Raw genomic sequence first — 17,365 nt, 5'->3', positions numbered from 1 at the left:
AACCAGCAGTCTATTTTGCATGTATTTGTAAGTTTTAGAAAGGAATTGTAATAAGTATTTTAATATTTAACAAATTAAAAAAATAGTTTGCTATTTTAAAAAAGTGAGGATATAATTTCTAAATAAAAATGATAATTATTATCAATAAATAGTATAAAATAAAAATAAGTATAAAAATAATTATAAAAAACAACTGAATATAAAGGATGAAATGAAACATGTTACATAAGTCTGCTGTATATGCTGGCAATAAGCACATGAAACATATTAAGTTCATATGTTTCATGTGCTTATCAATTTTATGTTTAATCGGATCTATATTTTTAGCTATTGCATTCGGTGCAAAGGATATCCATTTGCAAACCGTATGGACAGCGGTTTTTGATTATAATCCGAAATTAACGCAGCACCAAATTATATATGAATTAAGGCTCCCAAGGGTAATTGGAGCAGCAGTTGTAGGAGCAGCTTTTGCGGTCGCTGGGGCTGTTATGCAAGGAGTAACACGAAATCCTTTAGCTGATGCAGGTGTGCTTGGCATAAATGCAGGTGCGATGTTTGTAGTAGCACTTAGTTTTGCCTTTTTTCCGCATATGCCATATTCCTATTTAATGATTGTCTCTTTTATTGGAGCGGTTTTAAGTACAGTACTCATTTTTATTATCGGATCGGCCACATCAGGCGGATTAACACCAATGAGGTTAACGATTGCTGGAGCGGTTATGGCAGCGCTTTTACATTCATTAAGTTCAGGTGTTGCGATTTATTATGATTTAAGCCAAGATTTAGCGTTTTGGTATGCTGGTGGTGTTGCAGGGGTTAAGTGGGAACACTTGAAATTTTTAGTCCCTATTATTCTTATAACGATTATTTTTGCGACAATGCTAGGGAGATCTATTTCACTCATATCAATGGGAGATGATGTTGCTACAAATTTAGGAGTGAAAACGAACCGAACGAGAATACTAGGGATGATTATAGTAGTCATTCTTGCAGGTGTATCTGTTTCAGCTGTTGGTTCTATCGGATTTGTAGGACTCGTTATTCCGCATATTGCTAGAAAATTAGTTGGTGTTAATTATCGACTCATTATTCCTATGTCAGCATTATTAGGTGCTATGTTATTAGTTTTAGCTGACCTAGGAGCAAGAGCAGTAAACCCTCCTAAAGAACTTGCGATAGGAATTATGGTAGCTCTTGTTGGAGTTCCGTTCTTCCTCTATATAGCACGTAAAGTTGGGAGGGAGCTATAAGTGAAGGGTCTTATTAACACAGATAAAAAAAGAGCCATTACTGTAACTACAATATTCGGTTGTATTGGTATCGCTGTCATTTTACTTAGCTTAAATACAGGGACACTTAGTATTGCACCGCTCAAAGTAATTCAAACGCTTTTCGGTTATGGTGATTTTGAAAGTGCAACCGTGCTATACGATTATCGTATGCCAAGAATTATAATCACAATGTTAGCTGGTATTGGCCTTGGGATTTCCGGTGCGATTTTACAAGGATTATCACGTAACGCACTTGCAGACCCTGGTATTTTAGGATTGCATTCAGGTGCATCTTTCGGGCTAATTATATTTGTTACTTTCTTTCATTCTATTAATGAGAATGCATCGATTTTAATACCGTTATTTACATTTGGTGGGGGAATACTAGCTGCATTTTTAATTATTATACTTGCGAGTGATCGATCAAAAGGTTTACTTCCTATTAGACTTATTCTCGTTGGTATTGCTGTTTCAGCTGGATTTAGTGCGATTTCGTTATTTTTCTCTCTCAAGTTAAATGATGAGACATATACATTCGCTTCCAGATGGTTAGTTGGTAACGTGTGGGGAAGGGATTGGATTCATGTCCTTGCATTATTACCTTGGATTTTCATACTAACCCCGTATGCATGGCTAAAATCTAAAACGTTAAATGCATTGTCACTAGGTGATAGTGTGGCAGCAGGACTTGGTGTTTCTGTTCAAAAAGAACGGTTACTACTTTTAGCTACAGCGGTTGGATTATCTTGCGCGAGTGTATCGATGGCAGGAGGAATTGGTTTTATCGGTTTAGTTGCTCCGCATATTGCAAGAAAGTTAGTAGGTACTACGTATCAACATTTTCTTCCTTTAGCTGGCATTATCGGAATGATTATTTTAGTGCTAGCAGATACGATAGGTCGTTCTATATTTGAGCCAAACTCTATTCCAGCTGGTGTAGTAGTGGCAGCTTTAGGAGCACCGTATTTTCTTTATTTACTTACAAAAACAAAATAAATACTTCAAAGAGGAGAACATATGAAAAAGAAACTTACTATTTTATTTAGCATGATGTGTATTTTAGTATTAGCAGCATGTGGTCAAACGAAAGCTAATGAAGAGGCAACGAAAAAAACGGAAAAAAGTAATGACCCAAAAATTGCTTCAATGTCTATTCATTTAACAAATGATTTACTTGCATTAGGAATTACACCAGTAGGTTCTGTTATTGGGGGAGATTTAAAAGATTTCTTACCGCACGCTAAAGAGAAGTTGAAAGATACGAAGAAGCTTGGTGTTGTAACAGATCCGAATATGGAAGCGTTACTTCAATTAAAGCCAACTGACATTTATGTTGATGAAAAATATGCTGGTAAAGATGTAGCGAAATACGAAAAAATTGCAAAAACACATTCTTTCAATTTAGATGAAGGTACGTGGAGAGATCATTTAAAACAAGTTGGTAAACTTGTAAACCGTGAGAAAGAAGCAGATAAATATATTCAAGATTACGAAGGGCAATCAAAACGAGTAAAAGGTTTAATAGATAAAGAGCTAGGTAATAACGAAAAAGTAATGGCAATTCGCGTTACTGCAAAAGAATTGCGTGTATTTAGTACGAAAAGACCGATGGGACCAATTTTATTCCAAGACTTAGGGTTACAGCCTGCAAATGGTGTAGAGAAAATTGATGGAAACCGCCCTTTCGAAGTCATTTCACAAGAAGTATTACCTGACTTTGATGCAGATGCGATTTTCGTTGTTGTAAATAGAGATGATAAAGCAAAAGCAGCATTTAAACAACTTCAAGAAACGCCAATTTGGAAAGACTTAAAAGCAGTTAAAGGCAAGCACGTATACATTATCAATGATCAACCATGGCTGGACTATTCTGCTTTAGGAAACAAAATGGCAATGGATGAAGCGGAGAAAATGTTTACGAAATAATATAGTTTTGCTATTAGGAAAGGCCCTCTAAATTTGGAGGGCCTTTCTATTATTGTTAGAATAAATAAAAAATTATACAATGAAGTTAATTCAATATGGAGGAGATGTGCCAATGTCAGCGCTTATTGTAAGTATCCCGTTTATAAAGCAGTTTATGGAACTAGGGGATAAATGGGCTGAAACAATTATCCCCATTATGTAATAAAGGGGGATTTTGAAATGACAATGAATCTTTTTCGAAATAAAACGATTAAATTATCAGTTATGAGAGAAAAAGATGTTGAATTGATGGCTATGTGGCAAGAGGATAGTGAGTATTTAAGAAATGTAGATACAGATGTAGCATTCCCGCAATCTTTAAATGAAATAGCAAGTGATGGGCTATTAAAAGGACGGAGATCGAATAGTGTTTCTTTCATGGTAAGGACAGTTCAAGAAGATCGCTTAATTGGTTTTGTTGCAATTCATGGCATAGAGTGGAATAACAGAACGGGTTTATTAGCCATTGGTATAGGAGATGCAAATGATAGAGGAAAGGGATATGGAAGAGAAGCAATCCATCTTATCTTAAAATATGCTTTCTATGAATTGAATTTACACCGCGTCGGTCTGGATGTGATTTTTTATAATAAAGCAGCCATTGCGTTGTATAAAAAGATAGGTTTTCAGATGGAAGGGTGTATGAGAGAAGCGGTTCAAAGAGATGGGAAGTGTTTTGATCGTATCATTATGGGGATATTGCGGGATGAATGGATAGAGCTGCAAGGTTAGAAAGTACATTCGAAATTATATATGTAGTATGCAGGAGATATAATGGTAATTGGCGAAAATTTACAGTGTGTTGATTGAATTTATAAGGAGTCATGCAAAATGAATTTAGAAAAGGCAAAACCAGTAAATGAAGAGGTCGCCGAATTAAAAGAACTTATTAAAGAGTTACACGGAAGTGTGCACCAACTTCAAAGTGAAGTGCAGCAACTAAGGCACGAAAGACCAGTTGTTGAAGTGAGAAAAGGTGTTCAATTATCACCAACAATTGTCGGACAAATTGGTGGTATGATTTTAGGTGGTTTAGCAATTATCGGTATATTTTGGTGATGAAAAAAGGTTTGCAGCACGGATGCTGCAAACCTTTTGTATTTGACGATATAATTTCATGCAATACAACTTTTACATTAAATAACGTAAATATATATAAGCATGTGATAACAAGAGTGCAACAATAGTTAATGGTAAACCAATTTTTAAGAAGTCCATATAAGAGAAGCCATGTCCTTCACGTTTTGCAATACCAGCAACGACTACGTTTGCAGATGCTCCGATTAGTGTTCCATTTCCTCCTAAGCAAGCTCCAAGAGATAACGCCCACCATAGTACTTCGATTTGCGGAGAATCGACAGATAGTCCGAGTCCTGTAGCTAAGTCTTGAATAAGAGGAATCATCGTTGCGACAAATGGGATGTTGTCGATTGTCGCAGATGCGATGCCAGATACCCATAAAATAAGTATAGCTGCGAATCCGATGTCACCGTTTGTTACATCGATTACTTCTCTTGCAAGTGAAGAGATAAGTCCGATATCAATTAACCCGCCAACGAGAACAAATAATCCGGCGAAGAAGAAAATGGTAACCCATTCAACGTGGGCAAATACATCTTCAATATCATGTTCTTTCACGCCGATTAACATAAGAAGTGTAGCGCCTGTCATCGCGATAACAGCAGCGTCTACATGAATAATCGAATGAAGTACGAAGCCTAAAATTGTTAGTCCTAAAATCGAAATAGATTTTAAAAGGAGGCTTTGATCTTTAATGTAATCTTTTTCGTTTAATGCCATTAGTTTTTCGATTTGTTCAGGTGTTGTTTTTAGTTTGTTACGATACATGAAGTAAATAATGCCAAGTGTCACGATAGAAATAATAATTACGATTGGAGCTAAGTTAAGTAAAAAGGCGTTAAAGTCTAAATGCTTGTTTGCTGATCCAATCATAATATTAGGTGGATCACCGATTAATGTTGCTGTTCCGCCTATATTTGAAAACAGCACTTCTGAAATCAAATAAGGCACAGGATTTACTTTTAAAATACGTGTAATGGATAATGTAACAGGAACGATTAATAAAACAGTCGTTACATTGTCCAAAAATGCTGATCCGACAGCAGTTAATAGGGATAGTAATAATAAAATGCGAATCGGTTTTCCGCCAGCTGCTTTTGCCGCTTTAATGGCCACAAATTCAAAGACGCCTGATTGACTCGTAATATGTACGAGAATCATCATCCCAATTAAAAGGGTAATCGTTTCCCATTGAATATGTGATGTGAAAGCAGTATGTAAATCTACAACTCCAAAAATAATCATAATAGCAGCACCGAATAGTGCGATTACAGCACGATTCAATTTCTCAGAAATAATAAATCCGTACGTGATTAAAAATACGGCAATTGCAAAATAATATTGCCAATTTGCTACTTCATGTGCTGACTGTTCCAATCATGTCACCTTCTTTAAATTATGTATTCAATTGTCGAAATGTATCTCGCTGCAATAATACGGGATAAAATATATTGTAGCAAATTCAAAAAAGAAAGAAAACTATTTAACAAAGTGAAGGAAAAAATGTATTTTTTACATATCATATAAAAAATATAAAAAACACAGTGCAAATTATTAGGAAAAGTGAGCGTTGTCCTCTAATATAGAGATAGCAATTTACATTATTTTTGCGTAAAATGGTTTAAAGAGGTGAATTCCGATGGAAATAGTAAAAGATAGTTCTCTTATTCAAAATGAAATTGAACGTTTTGTAAATAAAGATGTATATATTCATTTAGAAACGACAAACGGAGCGTATGCATCACACATAAATGAAAAGATGATGACAGTTGGTGCTTTCATTCGAAATGCGATTATCAGTTTTGAACGCGGGAAGATAACTGGAACAAATCCATACCGAGTTGGTCTGAAAATGGATCACGGTTGGGTATATGCTGAAGGTATTACGCACTGGGAAGTAGACGATCAAGAGCGTTTATTATTAGCTGGACATGATAATTTAGGTCGTCTAGCAGTTGCACTTGAGTTAAGCTTAACACCATTTAAGTAAGAAGGAGGGAAACTTATGGAGAGACATGTACTTGTTGTATTTCCGCATCCAGATGATGAAGCATATGCTGCGGGAGGAACAATTCGCTTATTAACAGATCAAGGAGTACCTGTAACATATGCATGTGGTACTCTAGGACAAATGGGACGTAACATGGGTAAGAACGTATTCGCTAACCGTGAAACGATTCCACATATCCGTAAGAAAGAATTGAAAGATGCTTGTGAAGCGATGGGTATTAAAGATTTAAGAATGCTTGGCTTCCATGATAAAACGTTAGAATTTGAAGATGTTGATTTCGTTGCTGACAAAATTGAAGCAATCATTCAAGAAGTAAATCCATCTCGAATTATTACATTTTATCCAGAGCACGGTGTACATCCAGATCATAATGCATTTGGCCGCGCTGTCGTTCGCGCTGTATCACGTATGCCAAAAGAAGAGCGCCCAGTTATTCATGCTGTTGCGATTACGAAAAATCGTGAAGCAGTATTAGGAGAACCGGATGTTGTAAATAACATTAGTGAAGTATTTGATTATAAATTAACTGCATTAGGTGCGCACCGTTCACAAACAGAAGCAATGCTTGAAGACACGCATGCAAAAATAAAAAACAAAGATGCAGCAACATTAAAATGGCTGCAACTTGAACAGTTTTGGACTTATAAATGGGAGTAGGCTAGAAGGATACCTTCTAGTTGCTCTTATATAGAAAAGCGCCGTCACTTGTGATGGCGCTTTTTTTATTGAAGACTATATATTTCTTAGGGGGCTTCAAAATTTTTAAATTAACATGCAGTATAGCCTCCATCAACAAGAAGTGTTGTACCGTTAACAAAACTAGCATCATCACTTGCTAAAAATAAGACAGCTTTAGCGACTTCTTCTGGTGTTCCAAGTCTGCCTTGTGGATGAAGTGAAGCTAAATATTCTTTCTGTTCAGGATTAACACTACCAAGTAAAGGGGTGTCAATATAACCGGGGCACACCGCATTAATACGTATTCCGTATTTAGCGTAGGCAGTACATAAATTTTGAGTTAATAGTTTCACACCACCTTTTGCAGAGGAGTATGCTGTTGGGGTAGGTAATGAAACAAAACTATGAATCGAACCAGCGTTAACGATGACACCACCTGTACCTTGTTTAAGAAATTGTTCAATCGAATATTTATCAGAAAGGAATACCCCAGATAAATTAATATCAATAGTTTTTTTCCATTTTTCATAGGATAATTCGTTTGCTGGTGCATCATCAGCAACGCCGGCATTGGCATACATAATATCTAATTTACCGTATGTACTTACAGTCTCATGAATTAGCTGTTTAATATCTGCTTCTTTTGTTACATCGGTTTTAATAAATAACGTATTATATCCATGTGCATTCAATTCATCTGATAGGTCTTTTCCACGTTCAGAAAAGTCAGCAATAACTACTTTTGCACCTTCTTCGATAAAAAGACGAACGGTAGATTCGCCAATTCCACTTGCACCACCAGTTATGATTGCTACTTTGTCTTTTAATTTCATATAAACCTCTCCATTCATCAATGAATTTAAGTCGAATTTTTAAATTTTGTTATTAAACTATCAACCTTAAATAGTAAGTAGATAGAAGAAAAAGCTCGCGTTTACTTAATCGTAAAAGCCCGATTGGTGAGGGCTGATAATCAGTGAGGGATGAACAAAACCCCCACTGATTAAAGTTTTACTTTATTGTACTTTTTGATACAGTAATGGACGAAAATATTAATTTGGTCAATTTTATCATTAGATTGAATATTTGGTAAAGAGCTCTCGAAAAGAGCGAGTGCCGATGCTGAAAAATTAAAATAAACATTCAGTATTATTTGTAGGGTAAGGAACAAAGGGGAGAGATGCATAACGAAAAATACTATGCTAGTTAAATAGGAAAAAGCCTTGCAGGGGGGCAAGGCTTTAAACAGGGTATTAAAAATTATTGATTTATTAAGAATAACTTCTTCTTGTGAATAAACTAATTTTAGCATGATAACTCATATATATGTGTTACGAATTTGTGAATAAAAACTCAATGATAAAAGTATGAGTGAAAGGAAATAATGTATTTGAAATATGCATTATTACACAAAGTTCAGTTGAAATAGGGAGGGAAATAAAAAAGCGCAATGAGCAAAATAATTAAGAGACGAATTATACCAAAGATTAGTGGAACGCCTAATACTAAATTTCTTTTTGCATTTAATTCTTTAGAATTGATTTTTAATAATGTATGTAAGAAGCGTATATTTTGAATTATTTAATAGAATAATATATATTTATATTGATTTAATGATTTTAGTTTTTTAAAAATGGGGAAATGGATATGAAGGTTAAATTTGCCGTAATAAAAGATGAGAACTTTGATTGTAGTTTATTGGAAACAAAATTATTGAAAACTTTTAAAGAAGTAGATTGTGAAGCAGATATTGTAAAGGTTGAGGATGAAATTTTTGAAAACAATGATATACAAATGCATTTGTCAGAAATAACCATTAATGTTACTGGGAAAAATATCGGATTTAGATCCGTTTCAGCCAGTATATTTATTGTTCTAGAGAGTTTATCAATACAGCTATTTCGTATTCATATTAGTATACTTTAAGCAGTTCAAAAAGTGGATTCTTCAGAAAATCATACTGATTATATTGAGTTGTAAATATGAAAATAATAGAAATTATCGTAGGTGCTCCCGAATGTTGGATTGCACATTGTTTGTTGTTAAATAAACAAGGGATACTTTTTCTAATTTGAACGTATCTTAACGCTAATTTATAAATAGAAGAATGGAAACATGTGAGTAATTCAATTAAAATGTACAAATAATTTGGTACGCGGATATACGGAATGTATTCACAGGTAAGAGGGTTGTCTCATAATATATATAGATTTTTCTATTAAGATGAACAGAGGGTGTGAATATATGGAAGATGTTTACGCTAAAATTGACAGTCTCAAGGCGGAGCAAAAAGAAATTATGCGAGACATTCGAAATTTAGAAACGCGTACCACTATTAATGAGAAAGACATAGCAACAATCAATAAGCAATTAGAAAAAATAAGTACAAACACAACTTGGATTTTGCGAATTATTATTAGTACGATAATAATGTCAGTTTTAGGATTGATATTAAAAGGAATGATTTAGTCTTGTGAAATAGAACAATATAAAAGAAAGAGGGGAGCTCCCTCTTTCTTTTATATAAATGAGAAGCTATAAATTTTCCGTTTCCTTTTCCTTTTCATCTGCATATTTTTCCTCTAAAGAAATTAATAGAGGAATGGATACAGTTACTAGAATGATTAAAGTAGTTATAAAAGATTTAGAAAGAGAAAAAGAACCTTCAATGAAAGGTGATAAAAACTTGAATGAAAGTATACTTGTTATTAAGGAAATTACTAAAAAGCTAAAAAGAGATATATTTTTATTCTTTATAGATGTCTCTATAAAGTCTTTAACACAGGTTATTACGACAAATATAGTTAATATGATAAGAGAAACAAAATAATGTGTTAAATTCGTCATACTAATAGTAGGGTCTTCTATTATGTAAGCAAGTAACTTAGATACTAATATTCCTCCAAACAATAAAATAATAAAAGCAAGTAATCCTTCCAATATATAAGTGCTGAAATTGTCTTTCTTGTTAAAGAGTTTATAGTTTAGAGTAGATTGGGTTATTTGAATTAGGAATAGGGTAATAATCCATACATAATATACAAATGGTAATTCTCCTGAGAATAGAGGAATTAGAAAGTTTACTACTGTCCTTAAAATTTCAATCATTACGAAAGTCCTCCTACTTGTTCAGCTTTATGACATTAGGAATATATGAGTATATCATTTTATAATTAGGTTTATAGATTCAAACTATTTCTAATTATTCCATAATAAGGTGGTTATATCAAGTAGTTATCTTCTATGGCGTGTATTAGTTGTTCACTAATATAGTTAATACTAGAAAAATAAAAGTAATATGTAATATAATTGAAAAAGTATATTTAAAAATCGATGTTAATATTACCCTCCTATAAGTATTAACATACGTAATTGAGGTGTTTTCTTTGTTGTTTTATGACCGGATTTCTATAATGGCCCCTCCTGTTCCGTAGCTAAGGAAAGTCTTTTTATTTCTGGGATTTTCAAAGTTATAGGAGGGTATGAAAAATGAAAAAAGTCTCAGTACCATCACTTTTGTTAATGATTGTTCTTGTCGCATTTCCGCAAATTAGTGAAACGATTTACACACCATCTTTACCAGACATTTCAAAGGCATTACAGGTAAGTAATAATGAGGTGCAGTTAACACTTAGTGTGTATTTTGCTGGATTTGCGTTAGGTGTATTTTTTATTGGCTGGTTATCAGATATAATTGGTCGTCGCCGGGCGATGTTACTTGGAATTGTCGTATATGGCGTTGGGAGTTTCTTGTGCTTTATTGCAAATTCCATTGAAGTTTTATTGCTAAGTCGTTTTATTCAAGCGTTTGGAGCAAGTGCAGGATCCGTGGTTACACAAACGATTCTTCGGGAAAGTGTAGATGGGCATAAACGCCATGTTATGTTTGCTCAAATTTCGGCAGTCATTGCTTTTACACCAGCGATAGGCCCGCTAGTTGGGGGCTTTCTTGATCAAATGTTTGGATTTAAAATAGTATTTTTAAGTTTAGTTGTTATGAGTGTCGGGATTTTTCTGTATACGTTTGTTTCTCTTCCTGAAACAAAAACGGGCTCAGTAACGAATAAAATAAATGTATTTTCAGTCTTGAAGAGGCTAATTACAAATCCGAAAGTAGTAACATATGGGCTATTAATTGGAGGAGCAAATGGTGTTTTATTTAGCTATTATGCAGAAGCGCCGTTTATCTTTATTGAATACTTTCAATTATCGCCTAGTATGTATGGATTTCTAGGAATTGTTGTAGCGTCTGCTTCTATTGTTGGAGCGAAAGTTTCGAAACGTTTACTTGCTACTTATAAACCAGAGAAAATTATATATATCGGTTGTCTCGTAATGACAGGAGGAGCTATCCTTTTATCTGTTATTACGTTTGTTGGATCAAATCCAAACATAATATATATGATTGGATTTTTAGTAGCGATGTTTATATTGCTATTAGGAATTGGAGTAGCATTACCTAATTGTTTAAGTTTAGCGTTAGTAGATTTTCAAGATGTCATTGGTACAGCAGGTGCATTGTTTAGCTTAGGGTACTATGTAATTGTAACGATGACAATTTGGGGAATGAGTCAACTGCATACAGGATCGTTAATGGTGATGCCACTTTATTTTCTGGTTATTGTAGTTATTATGATGGTGTTTACTAAAGTGTTTATTTTAGGTAAACAAACTTCAAAAGCAATTTAAATATGAAATGGTAAAAGGGTCTCATTAAAAATGAGACTCTTTTATATTTTATGCCTCAAAATTGGACTGGACTAAAGAAGTTAGTAATTTATTAATATATTAAATTTCTGATTGGTATATGAATCTAACGTTTGGGAAATCACGTTATCAACTATGAAGATTGAAGTACATGAGATGTGAAACCGAGGAAGAAATGCCATCCTTGGTTATTTATATTGTAATAATATTCATACCGGAATCATATTGAATAGATGTATTTTATTGTTAATTTAGTTAAAAATTAAGCAGGCTTATGTATAATAATTTATTGAAAAAATAATTGAATTTTTCAGATTAATGAATTAATATAAGGTAAGTAATTTTAAGATTTATAGAATATTGGAAGATGAAGGTTTTGAGAATTTTATTAGGAGCACAAAACGATTTTAGGATAGCTTTAAAGCTAGTGTAAAATGACGTTTGCTTCATCATTTTCAGGGCCGAAAGGAATTAGGGGAAAGCATCTTGTTTTAAAATGCGGCTATGAATCATCTAAGAGGGGGAAGTGAAGTGGCAAACAAAGAATTGAAAAGAGGTTTAGAAGCACGTCATATTCAAATGATTGCTTTAGGCGGAACGATTGGTGTTGGTTTGTTTATGGGGTCAGCCAGCACAATTAAATGGACAGGTCCGTCAGTAATGCTTGCTTATGCAATTGCAGGTATTTTTATCTTCTTCATTATGCGTGCCATGGGAGAAATGTTGTATATGGAGCCAAGTACAGGCTCATTTGCGACATTCGGTCATAAGTATATTCATCCGCTAGCTGGTTATATGACAGCGTGGAGTAACTGGTTCCAGTGGGTTATCGTTGGGATGTCAGAAATTATCGCGGTTGGAGCGTATATGCAATATTGGTTCCCGGATTTACCAGCTTGGATACCAGGTATAATTGCCATGGTCATTCTTGGTGCAGCTAACTTAATTTCTGTTAAGTCATTTGGTGAATTTGAATTTTGGTTCGCGATGATTAAAATTGTTACGATTCTATTAATGATTATTGCGGGATTTGGTCTTATTTTCTTCGGGATTGGTAACGGTGGAGAAGCGATTGGTATATCTAATCTTTGGTCAAATGGCGGTTTCTTTACAGGTGGTTTTTCAGGATTCTTCTTTGCATTATCACTTGTAGTTGGAGCATATCAAGGTGTGGAATTAATCGGGATTACTGCTGGTGAAGCGAAAAATCCGAAGAAGACACTTACAAGAGCAATTCAAAGTACAATTTGGCGTATTTTAATATTCTATATTGGTGCTATTTTCGTTATTGTAACTGTGTATCCGTGGGATCAATTAAGTACAATTGGTAGCCCGTTCGTAGCGACTTTTGCGAAAGTTGGTATTACGGCAGCAGCTGGACTTATTAACTTCGTTGTAATTACAGCGGCAATGTCTGGTTGTAATAGTGGTATTTATAGTGCTGGACGTATGCTTTATACGTTAGGGATAAATGGACAAGCACCAAAATATTTCACAAAACTTTCTGGAAATGGTGTACCTTTATTTGGTACAGTTGGCGTAATTATCGGTTTAGCGGTTGGTGTTGTATTAAGCTATATTGCACCGAAAAACTTATTCGTATATGTATATAGTGCGAGCGTACTTCCTGGTATGGTACCATGGTTCGTCATTTTAATTAGTCAAATTCGTTTTAGAAAAGAAAAGGGAGCAGAGATGAAAGATCATCCGTTCAAAATGCCATTTGCTCCTGTAACAAACTATTTAACGATTGCCTTTTTAATTATGGTATTAATCGGAATGTGGTTTAACGATGATACTCGTATTTCACTAGTTGTAGGTATTATTTTCTTAGCTATCGTTACAATTAGTTTCTATGCTTTTGGAATAGGGAAGCGAGCTCCGTTAGACGTTCAAAACAATAAAGAGATTTCAAGTAAATAAAGAAAAGGCTGTTCATCTGGAACAGCCTTTTCTTATTGTTGATATAATTTGATTTGTGATAGATATATTTGAAAAATCGTTGATATATTGTACGTTATGATAGATATGTTCGAAAAATCGTTAATATAATTTCACATACTATCTGTCACTATCATGATTAAAATTTCTCTAATACGATTTTCCCGATGGTACGTCCACTTTCAAGTAGTGCATGTGCCTTCTTTAAGTTTTCAGCGTTAATAGGTGTTAATGTTTCATTTAAGGTAGTCTTTAAAATGCCTTCATCTAGTAGTTCGCTTACTTTATTTAATAGTTCGTGCTGCGTAATCATATCGCCAGTTTCATACATTGCTTTTGTAAACATAAACTCCCAAACGAGTGTAGCACTTTTACTTTTTAAAATACCCATTTCAAGAGGGTGTTCATTTTCTACGATAGAGCAAATTTTGCCTTGTGGTTTAATAAGGTCACATATTGCTTGCCAATGTTGATCTGTATTGTTTAAGCAGAAAATATAATCTACATCGCTGAATCCAAGGCTTTGTAATTGCTCTTTTAAAGGGGCATGATGGTCAATTGTATGGTCAGCTCCAAGCTTTTTAACCCAGTCTATCGTTTCGCCGCGGGAAGCAGTTGCAATTACATTTAGTCCAGCCCATTTCGCCAGTTGAATTGCAATTGAACCGACACCACCAGCTCCGCCGATAATTAAAATGTTTTTAAATGAGTTCGTATCTTTTTTAGTATGATCAATGCCTAAACGTTCAAATAAACCTTCCCAAGCTGTAATCGCTGTTAAAGGAATTGCGGCAGATTCAGCATCATTTAACGTTTTTGGTTTCTTACCAACGATTCTTTCATCAACTAAATGATATTCACTATATGTACCTTGTCTCGTAATGCTTCCAGCGTAAAACACTTCGTCGCCTTCTTTAAATAACGTACAACCTTCGCCCGTTTGTACGACAATACCACTCGCATCCCAGCCGAGTATTTTTGCTATATCTTCTTTTTTATCTTTCGGAGAGCGAACTTTTGTATCAACTGGATTAACGGAAATTGCGTTAATTTTAACGAGTATATCTCTTCCTGTAGCAACAGGTCTTTCAACTTCAATATTAATTAAACTGTTTTCTTCTTCAATAGGTAAGTATTCATGTAAACCAATTGCTTTCATTTCTATTCCCTCCATTAAAGTAAGAGTCATTTACTCTTTTATTATAGATGGTGAAATGCCATTATGTAAAAAAGTACACTCTTTTTTATTTATGCTGGTATGAAAGTGTGGAAGGAGTTTATTTCTAAAAAGCAGAATTTTTTATTGTGTTACTTTATCTTAAATTAAATGTAAAGGTGGATACATAATGACAGTAAAAAAGCTTTATTTCATCCCAGCAGGTCGTTGTATGTTAGACCATTCTTCTGTTAATAGTACGCTCACACCGGGAAATTTATTGAACTTACCTGTATGGTGTTATCTTTTGGAGACGGAAGAAGGGCCTATTTTAGTAGATACAGGTATGCCAGAAATTGCGGTTAATAATGAAGGTCTTTTTAACGGTACATTTGTTGAAGGACAGATTTTACCGAAAATGACTGAAGAAGATAGAATCATAACTATTTTAAAGCGTGCAGGGTATGAGCCAGATGATCTCCTATATATTATTAGTTCACATTTGCATTTTGATCATGCGGGAGGAAATGGTGCTTTTTCGAATACGCCAATCATTATACAGCGTGCTGAATATGAGGCGGCGCAATATAGAGAAGAATATTTGAAAGAGTGTATATTGCCGCATTTGAACTACAAAATTATTGAAGGGGATTATGAAGTGGTACCTGGTGTTCGGTTATTGTATACACCAGGACATTCGCCAGGGCATCAGTCACTGTTAATTGAGACAGAAAAATCCGGTCCGATATTATTAACGATTGATGCATCTTATACGAAAGAGAATTTTGAAGATGAAGTGCCGTTTGCAGGATTTGATTCAGAATTAGCTTTATCTTCAATTAAACGTTTAAAAGAAGTTGTGGCGAAAGAGAAACCAATTATTTTCTTTGGTCATGATATAGAGCAGGAAAAGGGATGTAAAGTGTTCCCGGAGTATATATAGTGCAAAAAGTCATGAGCTCGCGTGCTCATGACTTTTTCGTTTAAATAATTTTTTTAAATAAATTATAAACTTTTTTTGAACTATCTTCGTTTAACTGATAGTACGTAAGGTTTACATCATCAGGAGTATCTTGCTGAGCAATCATCACTTCGCTGTTGTGATGATCAACTACCCATATGAAATATTTTTTATAAGTTCCATCTTCGAAAGTAATCCACATATCACAATCTATTAAATCTGATCCTTCCTCATCCAATGTTAATTTGCCTTTTTTTGCGGTATTCATACTGTTAATAAACGTTTTTAACTCATCTGTTTTTGTGAGAAAGATATCCTTTTTTGTTTTAATTGATTCGACATGTATATCTTTTATTTCCTGTTTTCCTAAAAAAACAGGAGGCTCATTTGGATCTCGGGAGCTTGAAATAATAGTAGCTTTCTTTTTCGGCTTATTTGCAGTATACAGATCTTGAATAGATTTTCCCGAGTTTACAAACCATACAATTCCAGAAATAATTAATACGCTACCTAACAATAAAATAATTTTTTTAATAGGATTTTCTCCTCTCTATTACTTTGTGTGAAGAGCTTTTCTATTAATATATGATAGGTAAGCGTAAAGTATTATAGTTGAACTTGGTTATGCTTCACAGTTTTTATCGGGCGATCTATGAGTAAATTGTAAGTGAGCCCAATTAATACGAAAATGCCACCGATAACTTTACCGATAGAGAGTTCATTTGTCAGGAAGAAATCAATAATAGTCCCCGCAAATAATTGTCCGATAAAGATGAGTAATGTTAAATAAAAGGCTGATATTTTAGGAGTAATATAGTTGGATAATGAAATAACGATAACGCCTACTAATCCGCCTAAGTACACGGCGATAGGAATAGATTGCAACGTATGAATAGGGATATACAATGAATCTGAACTGAAAATTAAAAATAACATAGAGAAAAATAATCCAGTAATATAATTGAAAAACGTGCCTTCCCAGTTTCCAATTTCCTTTGCTAAATTCGCGTTAATAATTCTAGCAACGACGATAGAAACACCAGCTAAAATAGCGATCGTAATATATAACATATTTTTGCCCCCATTAATAAATTGTCATGATAATAATCCCAGAAGAGATGAATGCTAATCCAACTAGTTTTTTCTTTTCAAACTTTGCAACTTTCATTCCTAATAAGCCGAAATGATCAATAACGATGGAAGCAATAGATTGACCGAGTAAACTTAATGCGATCGTAATAGAGGCACCGAGGACGGAGAAACTTATATTATTAAAAAGAACAGTGAATACTCCAATCGCTCCAGCGCTATATAAAAAAATCGGAATACCTTTATCGAAATGAATTTTATGTTTGTTTAAGATTAAAATGAAGATAACTGCAATTAAACCGACGAGGTGAATGACAACGCTTGCTGTATACTTCCCAATTAACTCGGATAAAATTCCATTCAATGGGAGCATAACGGCGATGAGCACACCAATAAAGACAGAAAGAAAGTTATACAATGTAATATCCCCTTTATATTTCATATTTGTAATGACTGTATCATGCTGAAATTGTGTATTGTTATGACATATGTCATAGTGGAAG

The 17,365-nt window shown here is 34.2% G+C and carries 19 protein-coding genes; 12 read left to right on the top strand and 7 right to left on the bottom strand.

Going from position 1 to position 17,365, the window contains the following annotated elements:
• Positions 1 to 218 precede the first annotated feature (218 nt).
• From MR160_RS18045 to MR160_RS18025, 5 genes are all read left to right on the top strand, one after another.
• Entirely contained in the window at positions 219 to 1,253 is a 1,035-nt protein-coding gene (locus MR160_RS18045) for a FecCD family ABC transporter permease (RefSeq protein WP_000902700.1), read from the top strand.
• Entirely contained in the window at positions 1,254 to 2,270 is a 1,017-nt protein-coding gene (locus MR160_RS18040; protein WP_000677264.1) for a FecCD family ABC transporter permease, read from the top strand. It begins immediately after the preceding gene.
• 21 nt (positions 2,271 to 2,291) lie between these two features.
• Positions 2,292 to 3,200 carry an iron-hydroxamate ABC transporter substrate-binding protein gene (locus MR160_RS18035; protein ID WP_242297829.1) on the top strand — a complete coding sequence of 303 codons (909 nt, stop codon included), beginning with the start codon at positions 2,292 to 2,294 and terminating at the stop codon, positions 3,198 to 3,200.
• 219 nt (positions 3,201 to 3,419) lie between these two features.
• Positions 3,420 to 3,971 carry a GNAT family N-acetyltransferase gene (locus MR160_RS18030; RefSeq protein WP_044784222.1) on the top strand — a complete coding sequence of 184 codons (552 nt, stop codon included), beginning with the start codon at positions 3,420 to 3,422 and terminating at the stop codon, positions 3,969 to 3,971.
• Positions 3,972 to 4,070: 99 nt separating this feature from the next.
• Positions 4,071 to 4,298 carry a coiled-coil domain-containing protein gene (locus MR160_RS18025; protein WP_001047304.1) on the top strand — a complete coding sequence of 76 codons (228 nt, stop codon included), beginning with the start codon at positions 4,071 to 4,073 and terminating at the stop codon, positions 4,296 to 4,298.
• A gap of 72 nt (positions 4,299 to 4,370) precedes the next feature.
• Here the strand turns inward: MR160_RS18025 and MR160_RS18020 are convergent, their stop codons facing one another.
• Positions 4,371 to 5,696, bottom strand: coding sequence for an ArsB/NhaD family transporter (locus tag MR160_RS18020; protein WP_000437992.1), 1,326 nt, complete (start codon positions 5,694 to 5,696; stop codon positions 4,371 to 4,373).
• Between the two features lie 262 nt (positions 5,697 to 5,958).
• On the opposite strand from MR160_RS18020, the gene MR160_RS18015 reads away from it, so the two are divergent.
• On the top strand, positions 5,959 to 6,309 hold the full coding sequence (locus MR160_RS18015) for a YojF family protein (RefSeq protein ID WP_242297827.1): 351 nt from the start codon (positions 5,959 to 5,961) through the stop codon (positions 6,307 to 6,309).
• A 15-nt stretch (positions 6,310 to 6,324) separates the two neighbouring features.
• Positions 6,325 to 6,987 carry a bacillithiol biosynthesis deacetylase BshB2 gene (bshB2, locus tag MR160_RS18010; RefSeq protein ID WP_044784223.1) on the top strand — a complete coding sequence of 221 codons (663 nt, stop codon included), beginning with the start codon at positions 6,325 to 6,327 and terminating at the stop codon, positions 6,985 to 6,987.
• Positions 6,988 to 7,097: 110 nt separating this feature from the next.
• Here the strand turns inward: bshB2 and MR160_RS18005 are convergent, their stop codons facing one another.
• The gene (locus tag MR160_RS18005; RefSeq protein ID WP_000768007.1) at positions 7,098 to 7,841 is read right to left on the bottom strand and encodes an SDR family NAD(P)-dependent oxidoreductase; all 744 of its coding nucleotides are present in this window, start codon (positions 7,839 to 7,841) and stop codon (positions 7,098 to 7,100) included.
• 814 nt (positions 7,842 to 8,655) lie between these two features.
• On the opposite strand from MR160_RS18005, the gene MR160_RS18000 reads away from it, so the two are divergent.
• Both MR160_RS18000 and MR160_RS17995 read left to right on the top strand, forming a co-directional pair.
• Positions 8,656 to 8,934: a hypothetical protein gene (locus MR160_RS18000; RefSeq protein WP_000865002.1), complete on the top strand. Its 279-nt coding sequence runs from the start codon at positions 8,656 to 8,658 to the stop codon at positions 8,932 to 8,934.
• Between the two features lie 318 nt (positions 8,935 to 9,252).
• Positions 9,253 to 9,477 carry a hemolysin XhlA family protein gene (locus tag MR160_RS17995; protein WP_000390464.1) on the top strand — a complete coding sequence of 75 codons (225 nt, stop codon included), beginning with the start codon at positions 9,253 to 9,255 and terminating at the stop codon, positions 9,475 to 9,477.
• Positions 9,478 to 9,543: 66 nt separating this feature from the next.
• On the opposite strand, the gene MR160_RS17990 is transcribed toward MR160_RS17995, so the two are convergent.
• Positions 9,544 to 10,116, bottom strand: a complete 573-nt coding sequence (locus MR160_RS17990) for a DUF5823 family protein (protein ID WP_044784225.1) — start codon at positions 10,114 to 10,116, stop codon at positions 9,544 to 9,546.
• Positions 10,117 to 10,497: 381 nt separating this feature from the next.
• Here MR160_RS17990 and MR160_RS17985 point away from each other — a divergent pair, with 381 nt between their 5' ends.
• On the top strand, positions 10,498 to 11,697 hold the full coding sequence (locus tag MR160_RS17985) for a multidrug effflux MFS transporter (RefSeq protein WP_044784226.1): 1,200 nt from the start codon (positions 10,498 to 10,500) through the stop codon (positions 11,695 to 11,697).
• 549 nt (positions 11,698 to 12,246) lie between these two features.
• Positions 12,247 to 13,638, top strand: coding sequence for an amino acid permease (locus MR160_RS17980; protein WP_001284408.1), 1,392 nt, complete (start codon positions 12,247 to 12,249; stop codon positions 13,636 to 13,638).
• A gap of 157 nt (positions 13,639 to 13,795) precedes the next feature.
• On the opposite strand, the gene MR160_RS17975 is transcribed toward MR160_RS17980, so the two are convergent.
• The gene (locus MR160_RS17975) at positions 13,796 to 14,815 is read right to left on the bottom strand and encodes a zinc-binding alcohol dehydrogenase family protein (RefSeq protein ID WP_000643781.1); all 1,020 of its coding nucleotides are present in this window, start codon (positions 14,813 to 14,815) and stop codon (positions 13,796 to 13,798) included.
• Positions 14,816 to 15,002: 187 nt separating this feature from the next.
• Here MR160_RS17975 and aiiA point away from each other — a divergent pair, with 187 nt between their 5' ends.
• Positions 15,003 to 15,755 carry a quorum-quenching N-acyl homoserine lactonase AiiA gene (aiiA, locus tag MR160_RS17970; RefSeq protein ID WP_000216598.1) on the top strand — a complete coding sequence of 251 codons (753 nt, stop codon included), beginning with the start codon at positions 15,003 to 15,005 and terminating at the stop codon, positions 15,753 to 15,755.
• Positions 15,756 to 15,795: 40 nt separating this feature from the next.
• Here the strand turns inward: aiiA and MR160_RS17965 are convergent, their stop codons facing one another.
• The 3 genes from MR160_RS17965 to MR160_RS17955 all read right to left on the bottom strand — a co-directional run bounded on the left by MR160_RS17965 (position 15,796) and on the right by MR160_RS17955 (position 17,304).
• On the bottom strand, positions 15,796 to 16,290 hold the full coding sequence (locus MR160_RS17965) for a YhfM domain-containing protein (RefSeq protein ID WP_000901705.1): 495 nt from the start codon (positions 16,288 to 16,290) through the stop codon (positions 15,796 to 15,798).
• Between the two features lie 89 nt (positions 16,291 to 16,379).
• Positions 16,380 to 16,844, bottom strand: a complete 465-nt coding sequence (locus MR160_RS17960) for a DMT family transporter (protein ID WP_000965812.1) — start codon at positions 16,842 to 16,844, stop codon at positions 16,380 to 16,382.
• A gap of 13 nt (positions 16,845 to 16,857) precedes the next feature.
• Positions 16,858 to 17,304 (bottom strand): DMT family transporter, encoded by a 447-nt coding sequence (locus MR160_RS17955; RefSeq protein ID WP_002082423.1) that lies wholly within the window; start codon positions 17,302 to 17,304, stop codon positions 16,858 to 16,860.
• Positions 17,305 to 17,365: the final 61 nt, after the last annotated feature.

The organism is Bacillus cereus group sp. BfR-BA-01382 (assembly GCF_022663475.1).
GTDB classification, from domain to species: Bacteria; Bacillota; Bacilli; order Bacillales; family Bacillaceae_G; genus Bacillus_A; species Bacillus_A thuringiensis_S.
Note: the sequence above shows the minus strand (reverse complement) of the source record. Positions and strands in the feature narration are given on the sequence as shown.